The organism is Pseudomonas sp. R84 (genome assembly GCF_009834515.1).
Taxonomy (GTDB): domain Bacteria; phylum Pseudomonadota; class Gammaproteobacteria; order Pseudomonadales; family Pseudomonadaceae; genus Aquipseudomonas.
This window is the reverse complement of sequence record NZ_CP019426.1, coordinates 5,386,087-5,402,550: the sequence shown is the minus strand read 5'-3', so window position 1 is coordinate 5,402,550 and position 16,464 is coordinate 5,386,087. Positions and strand designations below refer to the sequence as shown.

General features: G+C 60.1%; 14 protein-coding genes. 9 read left to right on the top strand and 5 right to left on the bottom strand.

Going from position 1 to position 16,464, the window contains the following annotated elements:
* Positions 1 to 3 precede the first annotated feature (3 nt).
* The 9 genes from murD to lpxC all read left to right on the top strand — a co-directional run bounded on the left by murD (position 4) and on the right by lpxC (position 10,504).
* A complete protein-coding gene (murD, locus tag PspR84_RS23795) occupies positions 4 to 1,350 on the top strand; it encodes a UDP-N-acetylmuramoyl-L-alanine--D-glutamate ligase (RefSeq protein ID WP_160059348.1) in 1,347 nt (448 codons plus the stop codon).
* Between the two features lie 2 nt (positions 1,351 to 1,352).
* On the top strand, positions 1,353 to 2,564 hold the full coding sequence (gene ftsW / locus PspR84_RS23790; RefSeq protein WP_174244528.1) for a putative lipid II flippase FtsW: 1,212 nt from the start codon (positions 1,353 to 1,355) through the stop codon (positions 2,562 to 2,564).
* Positions 2,554 to 3,624, top strand: a complete 1,071-nt coding sequence (murG, locus tag PspR84_RS23785) for an undecaprenyldiphospho-muramoylpentapeptide beta-N-acetylglucosaminyltransferase (protein WP_064392864.1) — start codon at positions 2,554 to 2,556, stop codon at positions 3,622 to 3,624. Before ftsW ends, murG begins: the two co-directional genes overlap by 11 nt.
* Complete coding sequence (gene murC / locus PspR84_RS23780; protein WP_160059347.1) at positions 3,617 to 5,077, top strand: UDP-N-acetylmuramate--L-alanine ligase; 1,461 nt, start codon at positions 3,617 to 3,619, stop codon at positions 5,075 to 5,077. The genes murG and murC overlap by 8 nt, the downstream gene beginning before the upstream one ends.
* Entirely contained in the window at positions 5,074 to 6,033 is a 960-nt protein-coding gene (locus PspR84_RS23775) for a D-alanine--D-alanine ligase (protein WP_160059346.1), read from the top strand. Before murC ends, PspR84_RS23775 begins: the two co-directional genes overlap by 4 nt.
* A 4-nt stretch (positions 6,034 to 6,037) precedes the next feature.
* On the top strand, positions 6,038 to 6,904 hold the full coding sequence (locus tag PspR84_RS23770) for a cell division protein FtsQ/DivIB (protein WP_160059345.1): 867 nt from the start codon (positions 6,038 to 6,040) through the stop codon (positions 6,902 to 6,904).
* A gap of 15 nt (positions 6,905 to 6,919) precedes the next feature.
* The gene (gene ftsA / locus PspR84_RS23765) at positions 6,920 to 8,179 is read left to right on the top strand and encodes a cell division protein FtsA (RefSeq protein ID WP_007916987.1); all 1,260 of its coding nucleotides are present in this window, start codon (positions 6,920 to 6,922) and stop codon (positions 8,177 to 8,179) included.
* A 104-nt stretch (positions 8,180 to 8,283) separates the two neighbouring features.
* Positions 8,284 to 9,480, top strand: coding sequence for a cell division protein FtsZ (gene ftsZ, locus PspR84_RS23760; RefSeq protein WP_016986475.1), 1,197 nt, complete (start codon positions 8,284 to 8,286; stop codon positions 9,478 to 9,480).
* A 112-nt stretch (positions 9,481 to 9,592) separates the two neighbouring features.
* A complete protein-coding gene (gene lpxC / locus PspR84_RS23755) occupies positions 9,593 to 10,504 on the top strand; it encodes a UDP-3-O-acyl-N-acetylglucosamine deacetylase (protein ID WP_007916984.1) in 912 nt (303 codons plus the stop codon).
* Positions 10,505 to 10,682: 178 nt separating this feature from the next.
* Here the strand turns inward: lpxC and PspR84_RS23750 are convergent, their stop codons facing one another.
* From PspR84_RS23750 to PspR84_RS23730, 5 genes are all read right to left on the bottom strand, one after another.
* Entirely contained in the window at positions 10,683 to 12,191 is a 1,509-nt protein-coding gene (locus tag PspR84_RS23750; protein ID WP_160059344.1) for a sensor domain-containing diguanylate cyclase, read from the bottom strand.
* Positions 12,192 to 12,400: 209 nt separating this feature from the next.
* On the bottom strand, positions 12,401 to 13,717 hold the full coding sequence (locus tag PspR84_RS23745) for an OprD family porin (RefSeq protein ID WP_160059343.1): 1,317 nt from the start codon (positions 13,715 to 13,717) through the stop codon (positions 12,401 to 12,403).
* A 197-nt stretch (positions 13,718 to 13,914) separates the two neighbouring features.
* Positions 13,915 to 14,136: a hypothetical protein gene (locus PspR84_RS23740; protein ID WP_122599107.1), complete on the bottom strand. Its 222-nt coding sequence runs from the start codon at positions 14,134 to 14,136 to the stop codon at positions 13,915 to 13,917.
* A 294-nt stretch (positions 14,137 to 14,430) separates the two neighbouring features.
* Positions 14,431 to 15,795 carry a heavy metal sensor histidine kinase gene (locus tag PspR84_RS23735; protein WP_160059342.1) on the bottom strand — a complete coding sequence of 455 codons (1,365 nt, stop codon included), beginning with the start codon at positions 15,793 to 15,795 and terminating at the stop codon, positions 14,431 to 14,433.
* A complete protein-coding gene (locus PspR84_RS23730; protein WP_007916978.1) occupies positions 15,785 to 16,462 on the bottom strand; it encodes a heavy metal response regulator transcription factor in 678 nt (225 codons plus the stop codon). Before PspR84_RS23730 ends, PspR84_RS23735 begins: the two co-directional genes overlap by 11 nt.
* Between the last annotated feature and the right edge of the window lie 2 nt (positions 16,463 to 16,464).

Below are 16,464 nucleotides of genomic sequence, written 5' to 3'. Positions count from 1 at the left end.
CGAGTGTCTCTGATCGCTTCTGACCACTTCCGCATCGTTGTCGGCCTCGGCAAGAGCGGCATGTCCCTGGTTCGCTTCCTGGCGAACCGGGGCACGTCGTTTGCCGTGGCGGACACGCGGGAAAATCCACCGGAACTGGCCACGCTCAAGCGTGACTATCCGCACGTGGAAGTGCGTTGTGGCGAGCTGGACGTCGAATTCCTCTGCCGTGCCGACGAGCTCTACGTGAGCCCCGGCCTGGCGCTGGCGACCCCGGCCCTGCAAGCCGCCGCGGCCCGTGGCGTGAAACTGTCCGGCGACATCGAGCTGTTCGCGCGTAACGCGCGGGCGCCGATCGTGGCCATCAGCGGTTCCAACGCGAAGAGCACCGTCACCACCCTGGTTGGCGAGATGGCGGCTGCGGCCGGCAAACGCGTCGCCGTCGGCGGTAACCTCGGCACCCCGGCGCTGGATCTACTCAGCGACGACGTCGAGCTGTACGTGATGGAACTGTCGAGTTTCCAACTGGAAACCACCGACCAGCTCAACGCTGAAGTGGCCACCGTGCTGAACATCAGCGAAGACCACATGGATCGCTACAGCGGTCTGCCGGCGTACCACCTGGCCAAGCATCGGATTTTCCGTGGCGCGAAGCAGTTCGTGGTCAACCGTCAGGATGCGCTGACCCGTCCGTTGATGGGCGAGGGCCAGCCGTGCTGGACCTTCGGTCTGACCAAACCGGATTTCAAAGCCTTCGGTATCCGCGAAGAAGACGGCGAGAAATACCTGGCCTTCGAATTCCAGAACCTGATGCCCGTGCGTGAACTGAAGATTCGTGGCGCACACAACCAGTCCAACGCCCTCGCGGCATTGGCGCTTGGGCATGCCGTGGGCCTGCCGTTCGACGCCATGCTCTCGGCCCTGCGCACTTTCGCCGGTCTCGAACATCGCTGCCAGTGGGTACGTGATCTCGACGGTGTGGCGTATTACAACGATTCCAAAGCCACCAACGTTGGTGCCGCTCTGGCCGCCATCGAAGGCCTGGGTGCGGACATCGACGGCAAGGTCATCCTGATTGCCGGTGGCGATGGCAAGGGTGCCGAATTCAACGATCTGCGTGATCCGGTGGCGGCCAACTGTCGCGCCGTGATCCTGATGGGCCGTGACTCCGACAAGATCGGCGATGCCATCGGTGATGCCGTGCCATTGATTCGCGCGACCTCACTGGTTGACGCCGTTGCGCAATGCCGCTCTGCCGCCCAACCGGGTGACGTCGTGCTGCTGTCGCCGGCCTGCGCCAGTTTCGACATGTTCAAGAATTATGAAGACCGTGGTCACCAGTTCGTCCGCGCTGTGGAGGAACTGGCATGAGTCTGTTCAATATCATCAAGCCGTACCCGTCGCCGATCATCACCGGGCGCGGCATCGACCTCGATTTCCCGATGCTCGCCGGTTGCCTGGCACTGCTCGGTCTTGGCCTGATCATGATTGCCTCGGCGTCCACCGAAGTGGCGGCGGCGCAGTCGGGCAGCCCGCTGTATTACATGATTCGCCACCTTATTTATGTGGTACTCGGACTGGGCGCGTGCATCGTCACCATGATGATTCCGATCGCCACCTGGCAACGTCTCGGCTGGCTGATGCTGATCGGTGCGTTCGGCTTGTTGGTGATGGTGATCATCCCCGGCATCGGCCGCGAAGTGAACGGTTCGATGCGCTGGATCGGTTTCAGCTTCTTCAACGTGCAGCCGTCGGAAATCGCCAAAGTGTTCGTGGTGATCTACCTCGCCGGTTATCTGGTGCGGCGTCAGAAGGAAGTGCGCGAGAGCTGGATGGGCTTCTTCAAACCATTCATCGTGCTGCTGCCGATGGCCGGCCTGTTGCTGATGGAGCCGGACTTCGGTGCCACCGTGGTGATGATGGGCGCTGCGGCGGCCATGCTATTCCTCGGCGGGGTCGGGTTGTTCCGCTTCTCGCTGATGGTGGTGTTGGCGGTCGGGGCCGTGGTCTTGCTGATTCAAATGCAGCCTTACCGTATGGCGCGTCTGACCAACTTCGCTGACCCCTGGGCTGACCAGTTCGGCGCCGGTTATCAGTTGTCGCAAGCCTTGATCGCTTTCGGTCGTGGCGAATGGCTGGGTGTGGGCCTGGGCAACAGCGTGCAGAAGCAGTTCTACCTGCCGGAAGCGCACACCGACTTCGTGTTCTCGGTATTGGCTGAAGAACTCGGCGCGGTGGGTTCGCTGTGCACCGTCGCGTTGTTCGTGTTCGTGTGTATTCGCGGCATGTACATCGGCTTGTGGGCGGAGAAAGCCAAACAGTTCTTCGCCGCTTATGTGGCTTACGGTTTGTCGTTCCTGTGGATTGGTCAGTTCCTGATCAACATCGGTGTGAACGTCGGCCTGCTGCCCACCAAAGGTCTTACCTTGCCGTTCCTCAGTTACGGCGGCAGTTCGTTGGTGATCTGCTGTGCATGTCTTGGCTTGTTATTGAGGATCGAGTGGGAGAGTCGAACCCACTTGGGCAGTGAAGAGATGGAATTCCATGAGAGCGACTTCGCCGAGGAGCCGAATCATGGGCGCTAACGTATTGATCATGGCCGGCGGAACCGGCGGCCACGTGTTCCCGGCGCTGGCTTGTGCCCGCGAGTTTCAGGCGCGCGGCTACACCGTGCACTGGCTCGGCACGCCACGCGGAATTGAAAACGAACTGGTGCCGGCCGCAGGTCTTGAACTGCACCGCATCAACGCTACGGGCCTGCGTGGCAAGGGCAAGCTGTCGCTGCTCAAGGCGCCGTTCATGCTGCTGAAATCGGTATGGCAGGCGCGTGCGATCATTCGTCGCTTGAAGCCAGTGTGTGTGGTCGGCTTCGGTGGCTATGTGACTGGTCCTGGTGGTCTTGCCGCGAAACTGGCCGGCGTGCCGGTGATCGTTCATGAGCAGAACGCTGTGGCCGGCACCGCCAATCGGTTGCTGGTGCCGTTCGCCGCCCGGGTGTGTGAAGCGTTCCCCGACACCTTTACTCTGTCGGACACCCGCCGTACCACCGGAAACCCGGTGCGCAGCGAGCTGTTCCTCGACACATCGCGACCTGCTCTGGCCGGTCGCAAAGCGCGTTTGCTGATCCTCGGCGGAAGCCTTGGTGCAGAACCGTTGAACAAGTTGCTGCCTGAAGCCCTGGCCCAAGTCGCTGCCGATTTGCGCCCGGAAGTGTTTCATCAGGCCGGCAAAAACCACGATGAAGTGACTGCAGAGCGCTACCGCGCCGCCGGCGTCGATGCGCAGGTGCAGCCGTTCATCAAAGACATGGCCCAGGCCTATGGCTGGGCTGACCTGGTGGTGTGCCGCGCAGGCGCGTTGACCATCAGTGAGCTGGCTGCCGCCGGTCTGCCCTCGATGCTGGTGCCTTTGCCCCACGCGATCGACGATCACCAGACCCGCAACGCCGATTATTTGGCCCGTGAAGGCGCAGCCTTCCTGATGCCGCAAAGAACGACTGGTGCCGCGGACCTTGCCGCGCGCCTGACAGAGGTCTTGATGCAACCGCAACGACTCGAAGATATGGCCCAAGCGGCCCGCCGTCTGGCGAAACCCGATGCCACCCGTAGCGTGGTCGATACCTGTCTGGAGGTGGCCCATGGTTGAGAATCAGAAAGCCATGCCGCAACCGGAAATGCGCCGCATCCGTCGCATCCACTTCGTCGGCATCGGCGGCGTGGGCATGTGCGGTATTGCCGAAGTGTTGTTGAACCTGGGCTATGAAGTGTCCGGTTCCGACCTGAAAGCCTCGCCGGTGACCGAGCGTCTGGAATCGTTCGGCGCGCATATTTTCATCGGCCACCGTGCCGAGAACGCTGCGACCGCCGATGTGCTGGTGGTGTCGAGCGCTGTGAACACCTCCAACCCGGAAGTGGCGACTGCGCTTGAGCGTCGTATCCCGGTGGTGCCGCGCGCAGAAATGCTCGCTGAGCTGATGCGCTATCGCCACGGCATCGCCGTCGCCGGTACGCACGGCAAAACCACCACCACCAGCCTGATCGCTTCGGTGTTTGCCGCCGGTGGTCTGGACCCGACGTTCGTGATTGGTGGCCGTCTGAATGCGGCGGGCACCAATGCCCAGCTCGGCACCAGCCGTTACCTGATCGCCGAAGCCGACGAAAGCGATGCGAGTTTCCTGCATCTGCAACCGCTGGTGGCCGTGGTCACCAACATCGACGCCGATCACATGGCGACCTACGACGGTGACTTCAACAAACTGAAGAAAACCTTCGTCGAGTTCCTGCACAACCTGCCGTTCTACGGTTTGGCGGTGATGTGCCTGGACGATCCGGTGGTGCGCGAAATCCTGCCGCTGGTGAAACGTCCGACCGTGACCTACGGCTTCAGCGAAGACGCTGACGTGCGCGCGATCAATATCCGCCAGCAAGGCATGCAGACCTTCTTCACCGTGCTGCGCCCTGATCGCGAGCCGCTGGACGTGTCGGTGAACATGCCCGGCAACCACAACGTACTCAACTCGCTGGCGACCATCTGTATTGCCACCGACGAAGGCGTCAGCGATGAAGCCATCGTCCAGGGCCTGTCGGGCTTTCAGGGTGTCGGTCGACGCTTCCAGGTCTACGGCGAACTGCCGGTGGACGGCGGCAACGTGATGCTGGTCGATGACTATGGTCACCACCCGACCGAAGTCGCGGCGGTGATCAAAGCCGTGCGCGGTGGCTGGCCGGAGCGCCGTCTGGTGATGGTGTATCAGCCGCACCGTTACAGCCGCACCCGCGACCTGTACGACGACTTCGTCAATGTATTGGCCGACGCCAACGTGCTGCTGCTGATGGAAGTCTATCCGGCCGGCGAAGAGCCGATCCCGGGCGCCGATAGCCGCAAGCTGTGCAACAGCATCCGCCAGCGCGGCCAGCTCGACCCGATCTACATCGAGCGCGGCGTCGATCTGGCGCCGCTGGTCAAGCCGCTGCTGCGTGCCGGCGACATCCTGCTGTGCCAGGGCGCCGGTGATATCGGCGGTCTCGCGCCGAAGCTGTTGAAAAGTGAATTGTTCGCTGGCGCCTTGGCGGCGTCGGTCGAGGGGAAGTTGAAATGACTGCTGCCTACGCCAACCTGTTCTCCACCATCGCGCCGAAAGACTTCGGTCGTGTCGCCGTGCTCTTTGGCGGGCTGAGTGCCGAGCGTGAGGTTTCGCTGAAATCCGGTAACGCCGTACTTGAAGCGCTGCAAAGTGCTGGCGTGGACGCATTCGGCATCGACGTTGGCGACGACATTCTGCAACGTCTGCTCAGCGAAAAGATCGACCGCGCGTTCATCATTCTTCACGGCCGTGGCGGTGAAGACGGCTCCATGCAGGGCCTGCTCGAAGTGGCGGGCATTCCGTACACCGGCAGTGGCATTCTGGCCTCCGCACTGGCGATGGACAAACTGCGCACCAAGCAGGTCTGGCACAGCCTCGGGATTCCGACGCCGCGTCACGCCGTGCTGTGCAGCGAAGCCGATTGTATTTCGGCGGCGACGGAACTGGGCTTCCCTTTGATCGTCAAACCGGCGCATGAAGGTTCAAGTATCGGGATGGCCAAAGTGAGTTCTGCGTCCGAGTTGATCGACGCATGGAAAGCGGCCAGTACCTACGATTCGCAAGTCTTGGTTGAGCAATGGATTCAAGGTCCGGAGTTCACCATCGCCACCCTGCGTGACCAGGTGTTGCCTCCTATCGCCCTGGGTACACCGCACACGTTCTACGACTACGACGCCAAGTACATCGCCAACGATACCCAGTACCGCATTCCGTGCGGGCTGGATGCCGCCAAGGAACAGCAACTCATGGATCTCACGGCGAAGGCCTGTGAGGCGCTGGGTATTGCCGGTTGGGGCAGGGCGGACGTGATGCAGGACGCCGACGGGCAGTTCTGGTTTCTGGAAGTCAACACCGCACCGGGCATGACCGATCACAGTCTGGTGCCAATGGCGGCCCGTGCGGCTGGCCTGGATTTCCAGCAACTGGTTCTGGCCATTCTGGCCGCCAGTGTTGAAGACGCTCGAGGTTAAGACGATGCAAGGCGCTCAGCTCCGACATCAGCCTCCCGCACCCGGCCGCAAGCCGGTGCCACGGGGTGCCAGCCGAATGGTGGCGAAAGAGCCGATGTCCGCGCGCCTGCCGAAAGCCAATTTCAGCTTTCTGAAAAGTCTGTTCTGGCCGGTGCTATTGGTGGTGCTGGGCTTTGGGACTTACGAAGGTGCGACGCGTTTGCTGCCGTACGCCGACCGGCCGATCACCAAGATCGCCGTGCAGGGCGACCTTAGCTACATCAGCCAGCAAGCGGTGCAGCAGCGAATCGCCCCGTTTGTGGCGTCGAGCTTCTTCACCATCGATTTGGCCGGTATGCGTACCGAGCTTGAGCAGATGCCGTGGATCGCCCACGCCGAAGTCCGTCGCGTGTGGCCGGACCAAGTGGTGATCCGCCTCGAAGAGCAACTGCCAGTGGCACGTTGGGGCGACGAGTCGTTATTGAACAACCAAGGCCAGGCGTTTACGCCAAAGGAATTGGCGAACTACGAACACCTGCCACAGCTGTTCGGCCCACAACGGGCCCAGCAGCAAGTCATGCAGCAGTATCAGGTGTTGAGCCAGATGCTGCGGCCGTTGGGCTTCTCGATTGCGCGCCTGGAATTGCGTGAACGCGGGAGTTGGTTCCTGACCACCGGTGCCGGCAGTTCCGGCCCCGGCATCGAGTTGTTGCTGGGACGCGGCAACCTGGTGGAAAAGATGCGCCGCTTCATCGCCATCTATGACAAGACACTTAAAGACCAGATTACGAACATTGCGCGCATCGATCTGCGCTACGCCAACGGCCTCGCTGTTGGCTGGCGGGAACCAGTAGCGCCGACGACAGCCCAACCCGCTGTCGCAAAGAATTAAGAAGAGGCAGGACCCATGGCAAACGTGCAAAGCGGCAAAATGATCGTCGGTCTCGATATCGGCACCTCCAAGGTGGTGGCGCTGGTCGGCGAGGTCTCCGACGACGGCTCGCTGGAAATCGTCGGGATCGGTACCCATCCGTCCCGTGGCCTGAAGAAGGGCGTGGTGGTCAACATCGAGTCCACCGTGCAATCGATCCAGCGCGCGATCGAAGAAGCCCAACTGATGGCGGGCTGCCGCATTCACTCGGCGTTCGTCGGCGTGGCGGGCAATCACATCCGCAGCCTGAACTCCCACGGCATCGTCGCGATCCGTGATCGCGAAGTCAGCTCGGCCGACCTTGAGCGCGTCCTCGACGCCGCTCAAGCCGTGGCGATTCCGGCTGACCAGCGCGTGCTGCACACCTTGCCGCAGGATTATGTGATCGATAACCAGGAAGGCGTTCGTGAGCCGCTGGGCATGTCCGGCGTGCGTCTGGAAGCCAAGGTTCACGTGGTCACCTGTGCCGTCAACGCCGCACAGAACATTGAAAAGTGCGTGCGTCGCTGTGGCCTGGAAATCGACGACATCATTCTCGAGCAACTGGCCTCGGCCTACTCGGTACTGACCGACGACGAGAAAGAACTGGGCGTGTGCCTGGTCGACATCGGTGGCGGCACCACCGACATCGCGATCTTCACCGAAGGCGCGATCCGTCACACCGCAGTGATCCCGATTGCCGGTGATCAGGTGACCAACGACATCGCCATGGCGTTGCGCACCCCGACCCAGTACGCCGAAGAAATCAAGATCCGCTACGCCTGCGCCCTGGCGAAACTGGCCGGTGCCGGTGAAACCATCAAGGTGCCAAGCGTCGGCGACCGTCCACCGCGCGAACTGTCGCGTCAGGCCCTGGCCGAAGTGGTCGAGCCGCGTTACGACGAACTGTTCACGCTGATTCAGGCCGAGCTGCGTCGCAGCGGCTACGAAGACCTGATCCCGGCCGGCATCGTCCTGACCGGCGGTACTTCGAAGATGGAAGGCGCCACTGAACTGGCCGAGGAAATCTTCCATATGCCGGTACGCCTGGGCGTGCCGCATGGCGTGAAGGGCCTGGATGACGTGGTGCGCAACCCGATTTACTCCACTGGCGTTGGCTTGTTGATGTACGGCCTGCAAAAGCAGTCCGACGGAGTTTCGTTCTCCGGCATCGGCAGCCGCGACAGCTACAGCAACGAAGAGCCACAGGCGCCGTTGCTGGACCGATTGAAGAAGTGGGTCCAAGGCAACTTTTAAAAGCAGCTGGAAGCGTCAAGCTTCGGGCGGCAAGCAGTAGCAGTAGATGCACCGCGACAAAAATGCAGTAGGCGAAAAAACTAGAGAATGTAAGGAGAGGGAAAATGTTCGAACTCGTAGACAACATCCCCGCAAGCCCGGTAATCAAAGTTATCGGTGTTGGCGGTGGCGGCGGCAACGCTGTCAATCATATGGTCAAGAGCAACATCGAAGGCGTTGAATTCATCTGCGCCAACACTGATGCTCAGGCGCTGAAAAACATCGGCGCGCGTACCATTCTGCAACTGGGCACCGGCGTGACCAAAGGTCTGGGCGCCGGCGCCAACCCTGAAGTAGGTCGTCAGGCCGCTCTCGAAGACCGTGAGCGCATTGCCGAAGTCCTGCAGGGCACCAACATGGTGTTCATCACCACTGGCATGGGCGGCGGTACCGGTACCGGTGCTGCGCCGATCATCGCCGAAGTGGCCAAGGAAATGGGCATTCTGACCGTTGCTGTCGTAACGCGTCCGTTCCCGTTCGAAGGCCGCAAGCGTATGCAGATCGCCGATGAAGGCATCCGTATGCTCTCGGAAAGCGTCGACTCGTTGATCACTATTCCCAACGAGAAGCTGCTGACCATCCTCGGTAAAGACGCCAGCCTGCTGTCGGCTTTCGCCAAGGCAGACGATGTACTGGCCGGTGCCGTTCGCGGTATCTCCGACATCATCAAGCGTCCGGGCATGATCAACGTCGACTTCGCCGACGTACGTACCGTGATGAGCGAAATGGGCATGGCGATGATGGGCACTGGCTGCGCCAGTGGTCCGAACCGTGCACGTGAAGCCACTGAAGCGGCCATCCGCAACCCGCTGCTGGAAGACGTGAACCTGCAAGGCGCACGCGGCATCCTGGTGAACATCACCGCCGGTCCTGACCTGTCTCTGGGTGAGTACTCCGACGTGGGTAGCATCATCGAAGCCTTCGCTTCCGAGCACGCGATGGTCAAGGTCGGTACCGTTATCGATCCGGACATGCGCGACGAGCTGCACGTCACCGTGGTTGCCACCGGTCTGGGCGCGAAAATCGAGAAGCCTGTAAAGGTCATCGACAACACCGTTCACACTTCCATGGCTTCCGCCCAGGTGCAACAACCGGCTCCGGCCCGTCAGGAAGCGCCAGCGGTGAATTACCGTGACCTGGACCGTCCGACCGTCATGCGCAACCAGGCTCAGGCTGGTGCTGCGGCTGCCGCGAAGATGAATCCGCAAGATGATCTGGACTACCTGGACATCCCGGCTTTCCTGCGTCGTCAGGCCGATTGATGGAATGTATCAGGGCTATGAAGGTGATTGGTGTTCAGCAAAGGCATGGTCTGCTATCATCGCCAGCCTTTGTTGATACCAGTTCGCAATTTGCGCTGAAGCGGCCCAAGCCATGATTAAACAACGCACACTGAAAAATATTATCCGTGCCACAGGTGTAGGCCTGCACTCCGGTGAGAAGGTCTATCTGACCCTCAAGCCTGCGCCTGTCGACACTGGCATTGTGTTTTGTCGCGCTGACCTCGACCCTGTGGTGCAGATTCCTGCCCGCGCGGAAAACGTCGGTGAAACCACTATGTCGACGACGCTGATTAATGGCGACGTCAAAGTGGACACGGTAGAGCACTTGCTCTCGGCCATGGCTGGCCTGGGCATCGATAACGCCTACGTCGAGCTCTCCGCGTCCGAAGTCCCGATCATGGATGGCAGCGCTGGACCCTTCGTATTCCTGATTCAATCGGCAGGCCTGGAAGAACAGGACGCCGCCAAGAAATTCATCCGCATCCTGCGTGAAGTGACAGTGGAAGACGGCGACAAGCGCGCCACTTTCGTCCCTTTCGAAGGGTTCAAGGTGAGCTTCGAGATCGATTTCGATCACCCGGTATTCCGGGACCGCACCCAAAGTGCAAGCGTGGATTTTTCCAGCACTTCGTTCGTAAAAGAAGTCAGCCGCGCCCGTACCTTTGGTTTCATGAGTGATATCGAGTACCTGCGCAAGCACAACCTCGCACTCGGCGGCAGCGTTGAAAACGCAATCGTGGTCGATGCCGATGGCGTGTTGAACGAAGACGGCCTTCGCTATGAAGACGAATTCGTGAAGCACAAGATCCTCGATGCCATTGGCGACCTGTACCTGCTGGGTAACAGCCTGATTGGTGAGTTCAAGGGCTTCAAGTCCGGCCACGCACTGAACAACCAGCTGCTGCGCAAGTTGATTGAGCAGACAGATGCTTGGGAAGTGGTGACGTTCGAAGACGCCAGCACCGCACCAATCTCTTACATGCGCCCGGTTGCGGCGGTGTAAGTAAAAAACCTCTCTAGTTTTTTGAAGGCCATCCTTGGATGGCCTTTTTTTATGCCTGCAATTGCTCTAGTGCCTGATCTGGCCTCTTCGCGAGCAGGCTCGCTCCCACAGGGGAATGCATTTCAAATGTGGGAGCGAGCCTGCTCGCGAAGGCGTCGGTGCGATCGCCTCAGAACGTTCAGGCAGCCACCACCACCCGATTGCGCCCACTTTCCTTGGCCTGATAAAGCGCCTTGTCCGCCGCAAACAACAACTGCTCCAGCGTCATCTCACTCGCCGCCGTCCAGCTCGCGATGCCAATACTCACCGTCATCGGCCGCTCGGCCCCGTCGACCAATGGCAACTGCTCCACAGCCTGACGAATATGCTCGGCAATCTGCTGCGCGCCATGACCATCGGTCTCGGCGAGAATCACCGAAAACTCCTCACCCCCATAACGCGCTACCAGATCCGCTGGTCGCCGCACACTTTCAGTAATGACCCTAGCCAGCGTTTTCAACGCCTGATCCCCGGCCTGATGCCCATGCCGGTCATTGAAGGCCTTGAAGTGATCGGCATCGATCATCATCACCGACATCGGCTTGCCCGAGCGTTGGGCGCGGAACCACTCATGACGCAACGCTTGATCGAGCATCCGCCGATTGGCCACCCCCGTCAGTGCATCGGTGGCGGCCAGTTGCGCCAGCTCGCGCTCGGCCCGCTGGCGCAAGCGCAACTCGCGGGCCAGCAGCCAGGTCAGCCACAGCAAACCCACGCACAACACCCCCGTGGCGCCGCTGATCAACAGGGCGGTCCGACGCCATGTGCCGAACACCTCGTCGCTGGACAGCGCAACCATCACGATCAACGGCAGATTGCCGACCCGCGAATAGGTATAGAGGCGTTGTTGATGGTCGATGCTGGAAACGCTGTTGAAACTGCCATTGCCACTTTTGTCGCGCAGAATCCGTATGACGTTGGGCCGGTTGCCGAAGCTTTTGCCGATGGAATCACTTTGCAGATAAGGCTTTTGCGCCAGCAGGACGCCGTCGTTGTCGATGATGTTCAACGTGCTGTCTTTGCCAATGTCGAGGCTGTTGAACAACTGGTCGAAGTAATCGAGTTTCATCGACGCCACGGCCACACCGGCGAACTCACCGTTTTCCGAGGAGATCCGTCGACTGAAGCTGATTCGCCACTGGTTGGCTTCGTCGCAGTCGCAACGTGTCTTGAACGGGCGGCTGATAAACATGCCGACATCACGGTTGAATGCGTGGGCGAGGAAATAATCGCGGTCGGCAAAGTTGCCCGGTTTCGGCTCGACCCGCGAAGAGTCGGCAATGACGTTGCCGTGTTTGTCGAGCAGCAGAATGTCGCCCTTGAAGCGCGCGGTGGTGGAGCGGTCGAACAGCGCCAGATGACGGATCTGCGGTGAGACATCCTGCAGGTCATCACGCTGGGCTGCGGCGATCAGGCCTTGCAGCGTCAAGTCGTACAACTCGACGGTGCGCAGCACATCGGCGTCGATCAGTTGCGCGATGGTGGTGGCGCTGCGGGTGGCTGATTCCTGAGCGTTGGCGTGCTCGCGGATCAGCAGGAACGTGACGATGCACAGAATCGCGATCACGGTCAGCGAACTGCCGCAGATCAGCAGCAACTCGGGGCGTCCGGTCTTGCCCGCAACGGGTGGGGTACGGCTCGCGATCATGATTGGGCTGTCGGTTGGGGGGAGTCTTATAAGCGTAGTAGGCCAAACACCACAGCCGAAGCCAGAAACCATGCCCAATGTTGGAGCGAGCCTGCTCGCGAAAGCGCCATGTCATTCAACCTGGATGTCGAATGGTAGACCGCTTTCGCGAGCAGGCTCGCTCCCACAGGGTGCATCGCTGAATTCAAGACGCTGTTATGGCGCCGATCTTAGAAGACGTTGATCGGGTAGTCGATGATGACGCGGTATTCATCTGTATCCGAATCAATCACGCCGTAGCCGTTGCCGCCTCGGTTGGTCGCCCATTGCAGATGCAGCGCCAGATCCTTGGCCTGACCGCTCTGCACCACGTACTGCAAGTCGAGATCGCGTTCCCAGTGTTTGGCGTTGCGGCCATCGGCGCTGTACCAGTTGGAATAGCCTTTGCTGTCAGGGTCGACCTTGGTCAGATCCACCGTGCCGCGCGAGTAGGAGACCGACGAGGTCAGCCCCGGCATGCCGACACCGGCAAAGTCATAGGCGTATTTAAGCTTCCACGAGCGTTCGTTCGGGCCGTTGAAGTCGGAGTACTGCTGCGAGTTATCCAGATAAACGCTGTCGCCCTGGCTGATGTAATCGAACGGCGTATTACCGTTGACCCGCTGATACGCGGCGGTAACGCTGTGATTACCCACGCCAACGGTGAAATGCAGGCTGTAGGTGTTGTTGTCGATGTTGCCCAGCAGTGCATCGCCGGTGTCCTGCGTGTGATAGAAGTGCAGGCCCGGGTTGAGGCTGACCAGGTCGTTCAACTGCCAGGTGTAGTCGAGGTCGTAGTAGTACTGGTTCCAGATGTTCTTCAGCTCGGACGCGTAGAGGCTGCTGGTCAGACCTTCGACACCGCTCCAGGCCACGCCGGCCCAGTTCAGGTGCTGACTCTCGTCGCCCTCGGCCAATGTCCCGTAGGAAGTGCCGATGCGGGTGTGGCCGCTCTGGTTGTAAGGCTTGGTGAAACTGGCCTGGCCACCTTCAATCAACCAGCCATCGAAGCTGTGGTTGGTCAGGCTCACACCACGGAAGGTCTGCGGCAGCATGCGCGTGTCACCGCCGGCAATCACCGGGTTGGTGAGGAACAGGTCACCGGCCTTCAACTCGGTATCGAACGCGCGCATTTTCAGCGTGCCCCCTGCGGTGGAAAATGCCCCCGGTGCTTTGCCGCCGTTCTCTCTGACCGGCAGGATGCTCGAACCGTCGGTGCCGCCACCGCCATCCAGTTTCAGCCCGAGCATGGCGTGGGCATCAATGCCGAAACCGAGCGTGCCTTCGGTGTATCCCGACTGGAAAACCCCGAGAAAGCCCTGACCCCACTCGATGTTGTCGTCCGCTTTCTGCAAGCGGTTGCGATTCATGTAGTAGTTGCGGGCGTTGAGGTTGAGGCTCGAACCCTCGACAAAACCTTCCTTGGCAGGCTCGTCGGCGTGAGCGGCAGGGGCAATCGTTGCGGTAATTGCAATGAGCAGCGGGATGAAGCGAACTGGGTAACGCACGTGCAATGGAGCTCCTTGGGTCAACTGGCGCCTCTATATTTTGAGGCGCTCGATGTTTCTTGTTGTTACAGACGAACCAAACGGCTTTCAGACCACAACGAAAAAAGGCCGCTGAAAGGCAGCGGCCTGGAATGACGACGGTTGAACGGGAAGAGCCAAACAACCGCGTCGAGGGAAACGTTGGCGCGGAGCGCGACTCAGCTGTCTGTCTCGCTCGCTTGAGTCTGGGAAGTGGCAGCCTGCGGGGCTTGCGAGGCGTCCTGAGCCTTGGCCATCACTTCGGCCTGATGCTGATCGAAGGCCTGAGCGCGAGCGACATTTTGCGCCACGAACGACTGCGATTCTTCAGCCATCGCCATCGGCGACAGGATCAATGAGGACAAAACGAACGCGCTGGCAATACCCATACTGTTGGACATCTTGAAAACCTTCTCGCTTGGCGAGTGCTGTTTGGTGCGGGCAAAGATAAGGTCGCTGGGCGTTGGGAAACAGCGTGATTTTCATAAATGACTGTTACAGCAGAAGCAAAAGTCACCCCCTCACCCCAGCCCTCTCCCCCAGGGGGGCGAGGGGGAAAGGGAGCCGATCGGGGCTTTTCAAAGCCTGAGTTCGACTGGATATTTCAGGTCGGTGTACCTTGAAAGAACAACGCGGTCAGTCCCCTCTACCTCCGGGCGCTCCGAAGTTTTGGGAGGGCTAGGGTGAGGGGCTTTTCAGACCGGCAAATAAATCCCGAAGGTATTCATCCCCCGATCACTGCGCACAAACACATCCCCGCCATGCATCAGCGCAATCGCCTTGACGATCGCCAGCCCCAAGCCATGGTTATTACCGCTGTTACTACGAGACGCATCGACCCGATAAAAGCGCTCGAACAACCGTGGCAAATGCTCGCTGGCAATCGGCGATCCGGGGTTGGCCACTCCAATACTCACCTGATGTTCTTCAACCTCAATGTGAACCTCGATCACCTGACCCGGCCCGGTATGCTGCACCGCATTGCTCAGTAAGTTGATCAACGCCCGACGCAAATGCGCGACCTCGATCTGCACCAGTGCATCACCGCTGACCTGCACTTCAACCTGTGCGTCTTCAAGAATGAAATCCAGATATTCCAGCGTCGTCGCCACCTCATCAGCCAGCGAAGTGGAGGTGAGTTTGGTCGCCTTGTTGCCCTGATCGGCACTGGCCAGAAACAGCATGTCATTGATGATCGAGCGCAGCCGTTCCAGTTCTTCCAGATTGGATTGCAGCACTTCGAAGTAGTGTTCTGCAGAGCGTCCACGGGTCAGCGCCACTTGCGTCTGGCCAATCAGATTGGTCAGCGGCGAACGCAGTTCATGGGCAACGTCGGCGTTGAACGATTCCAGCCGCGAGTAGGCGACTTCAACCCGTTCCAGCGTCGAGTTGAACGAGTCGACAAATTGCTCAAGCTCCGGTGGCAGCGGTGACAAACGCAAACGCCCGGCGCGTAGTGGTGGCGCCAATCGCTGAGCCTCGTGGGACAGTTTGATCAACGGCTTCAAACCAATCCGGGCGACCCAATAACCTAGCGCCGAGGCCATCAGCACACCGACAATCGCCAGCCCGATCAGGGCGATCAACAGATTGTGCTGAGTCTCATGAAAGGTCTCGGTATCGATGCCGATCATGAAGCGCAGCGGCGGGCGCTGATCTTTGGCCGGCAGCTCGGTCAGCAGTACTTTCAACGGATAAGGATGGTTGGGCAACTGCAGGTCATGCATGCCCAGCGGGCCTTGGGCGAAGGCCCGAATCGCGGCGTCCGGCTGACCGTATTCGTAACCCGGATCGCCGCTCACCGCCCAGAACCGAATGCGTTTGTCCTCTTCGCCGAGCAGCTTCAACTTGGCGTTTATCTTCAGCCAATGCTCTGGCGTGCCAAAGCGATTGAGCGCCGATTCGAGCACGCTATAACGCGCATCCAGCTCGGCTTCCGGGAGCAATCCCAAGCCTTTGTCGACCTGCTGATACAACGCGCCGCCGATCAACAGAAACACCACTAACGCCACCAGCGTGAACATTCCGCTCAGGCGCAGGGCAATCGAATTACTGGACACCACGGCTCTCCAGCACATAACCCATGCCGCGAATGGTGTGCAGCAACTTCTCGTCGAACGGCCCGTCGAGCTTGGCGCGCAGGCGTTTGATCGCCACTTCGACGACGTTCGCATCGCTGTCGAAATTGATGTCCCAGACCATCTCGGCGATGGCGGTTTTCGAAAGAATTTCACCTTGCCGGCGGGCCAGTACGCTAAGCAGCGAAAACTCTTTGGCCGTCAGATCCAGTCGGGTGCCAGCGCGAGTGGCCTTGCGGCTGATCAGATCTATCCACAGGTCGGCGATGCTCACCTGCACCGGTTCATGCCCGCCACTGCGCCGGGTCAGCGCTTGCAGGCGCGCGACCAGTTCAAGGAAGGAAAACGGTTTGCCGAGGTAATCGTCGGCACCGTCGCGCAGGCCTTTGATGCGGTCTTCGACGCGCTCGCGGGCGGTGAGCATGATCACCGGGGTCTGCTTGCGTGCACGCAATGCGCGCAGTACGCCGAAGCCGTCGAGGCCCGGCAACATGACGTCGAGGACGATCACCGCGTAGTCGCTTTCCAGCGCCAGATGCAGACCCTCGACGCCGTCGCGGGCCAGATCCACGGTGTAACCCTGTTCCGTCAGACCGCGGTGTAGATAGTCCGCGGTTTTTTCCTCGTCTTCGATAATCAGAACGCGCATGA

What these genes read in the sequence shown, in the direction of transcription:
- PspR84_RS23770 (WP_160059345.1), top strand. Translation starts at nt 6,038, where the DNA reads ATGCAAGGCGCTCAGCTCCGACATCAGCCTCCCGCACCCGGCCGCAAG.
- PspR84_RS23730 (WP_007916978.1), bottom strand. Translation starts at nt 16,462, where the DNA reads ATGCGCGTTCTGATTATCGAAGACGAGGAAAAAACCGCGGACTATCTA.
- lpxC (WP_007916984.1), top strand. Translation starts at nt 9,593, where the DNA reads ATGATTAAACAACGCACACTGAAAAATATTATCCGTGCCACAGGTGTA.
- PspR84_RS23750 (WP_160059344.1), bottom strand. Translation starts at nt 12,191, where the DNA reads ATGATCGCGAGCCGTACCCCACCCGTTGCGGGCAAGACCGGACGCCCC.
- PspR84_RS23740 (WP_122599107.1), bottom strand. Translation starts at nt 14,136, where the DNA reads ATGTCCAACAGTATGGGTATTGCCAGCGCGTTCGTTTTGTCCTCATTG.
- ftsA (WP_007916987.1), top strand. Translation starts at nt 6,920, where the DNA reads ATGGCAAACGTGCAAAGCGGCAAAATGATCGTCGGTCTCGATATCGGC.
- murC (WP_160059347.1), top strand. Translation starts at nt 3,617, where the DNA reads ATGGTTGAGAATCAGAAAGCCATGCCGCAACCGGAAATGCGCCGCATC.
- ftsZ (WP_016986475.1), top strand. Translation starts at nt 8,284, where the DNA reads ATGTTCGAACTCGTAGACAACATCCCCGCAAGCCCGGTAATCAAAGTT.
- murG (WP_064392864.1), top strand. Translation starts at nt 2,554, where the DNA reads ATGGGCGCTAACGTATTGATCATGGCCGGCGGAACCGGCGGCCACGTG.
- PspR84_RS23775 (WP_160059346.1), top strand. Translation starts at nt 5,074, where the DNA reads ATGACTGCTGCCTACGCCAACCTGTTCTCCACCATCGCGCCGAAAGAC.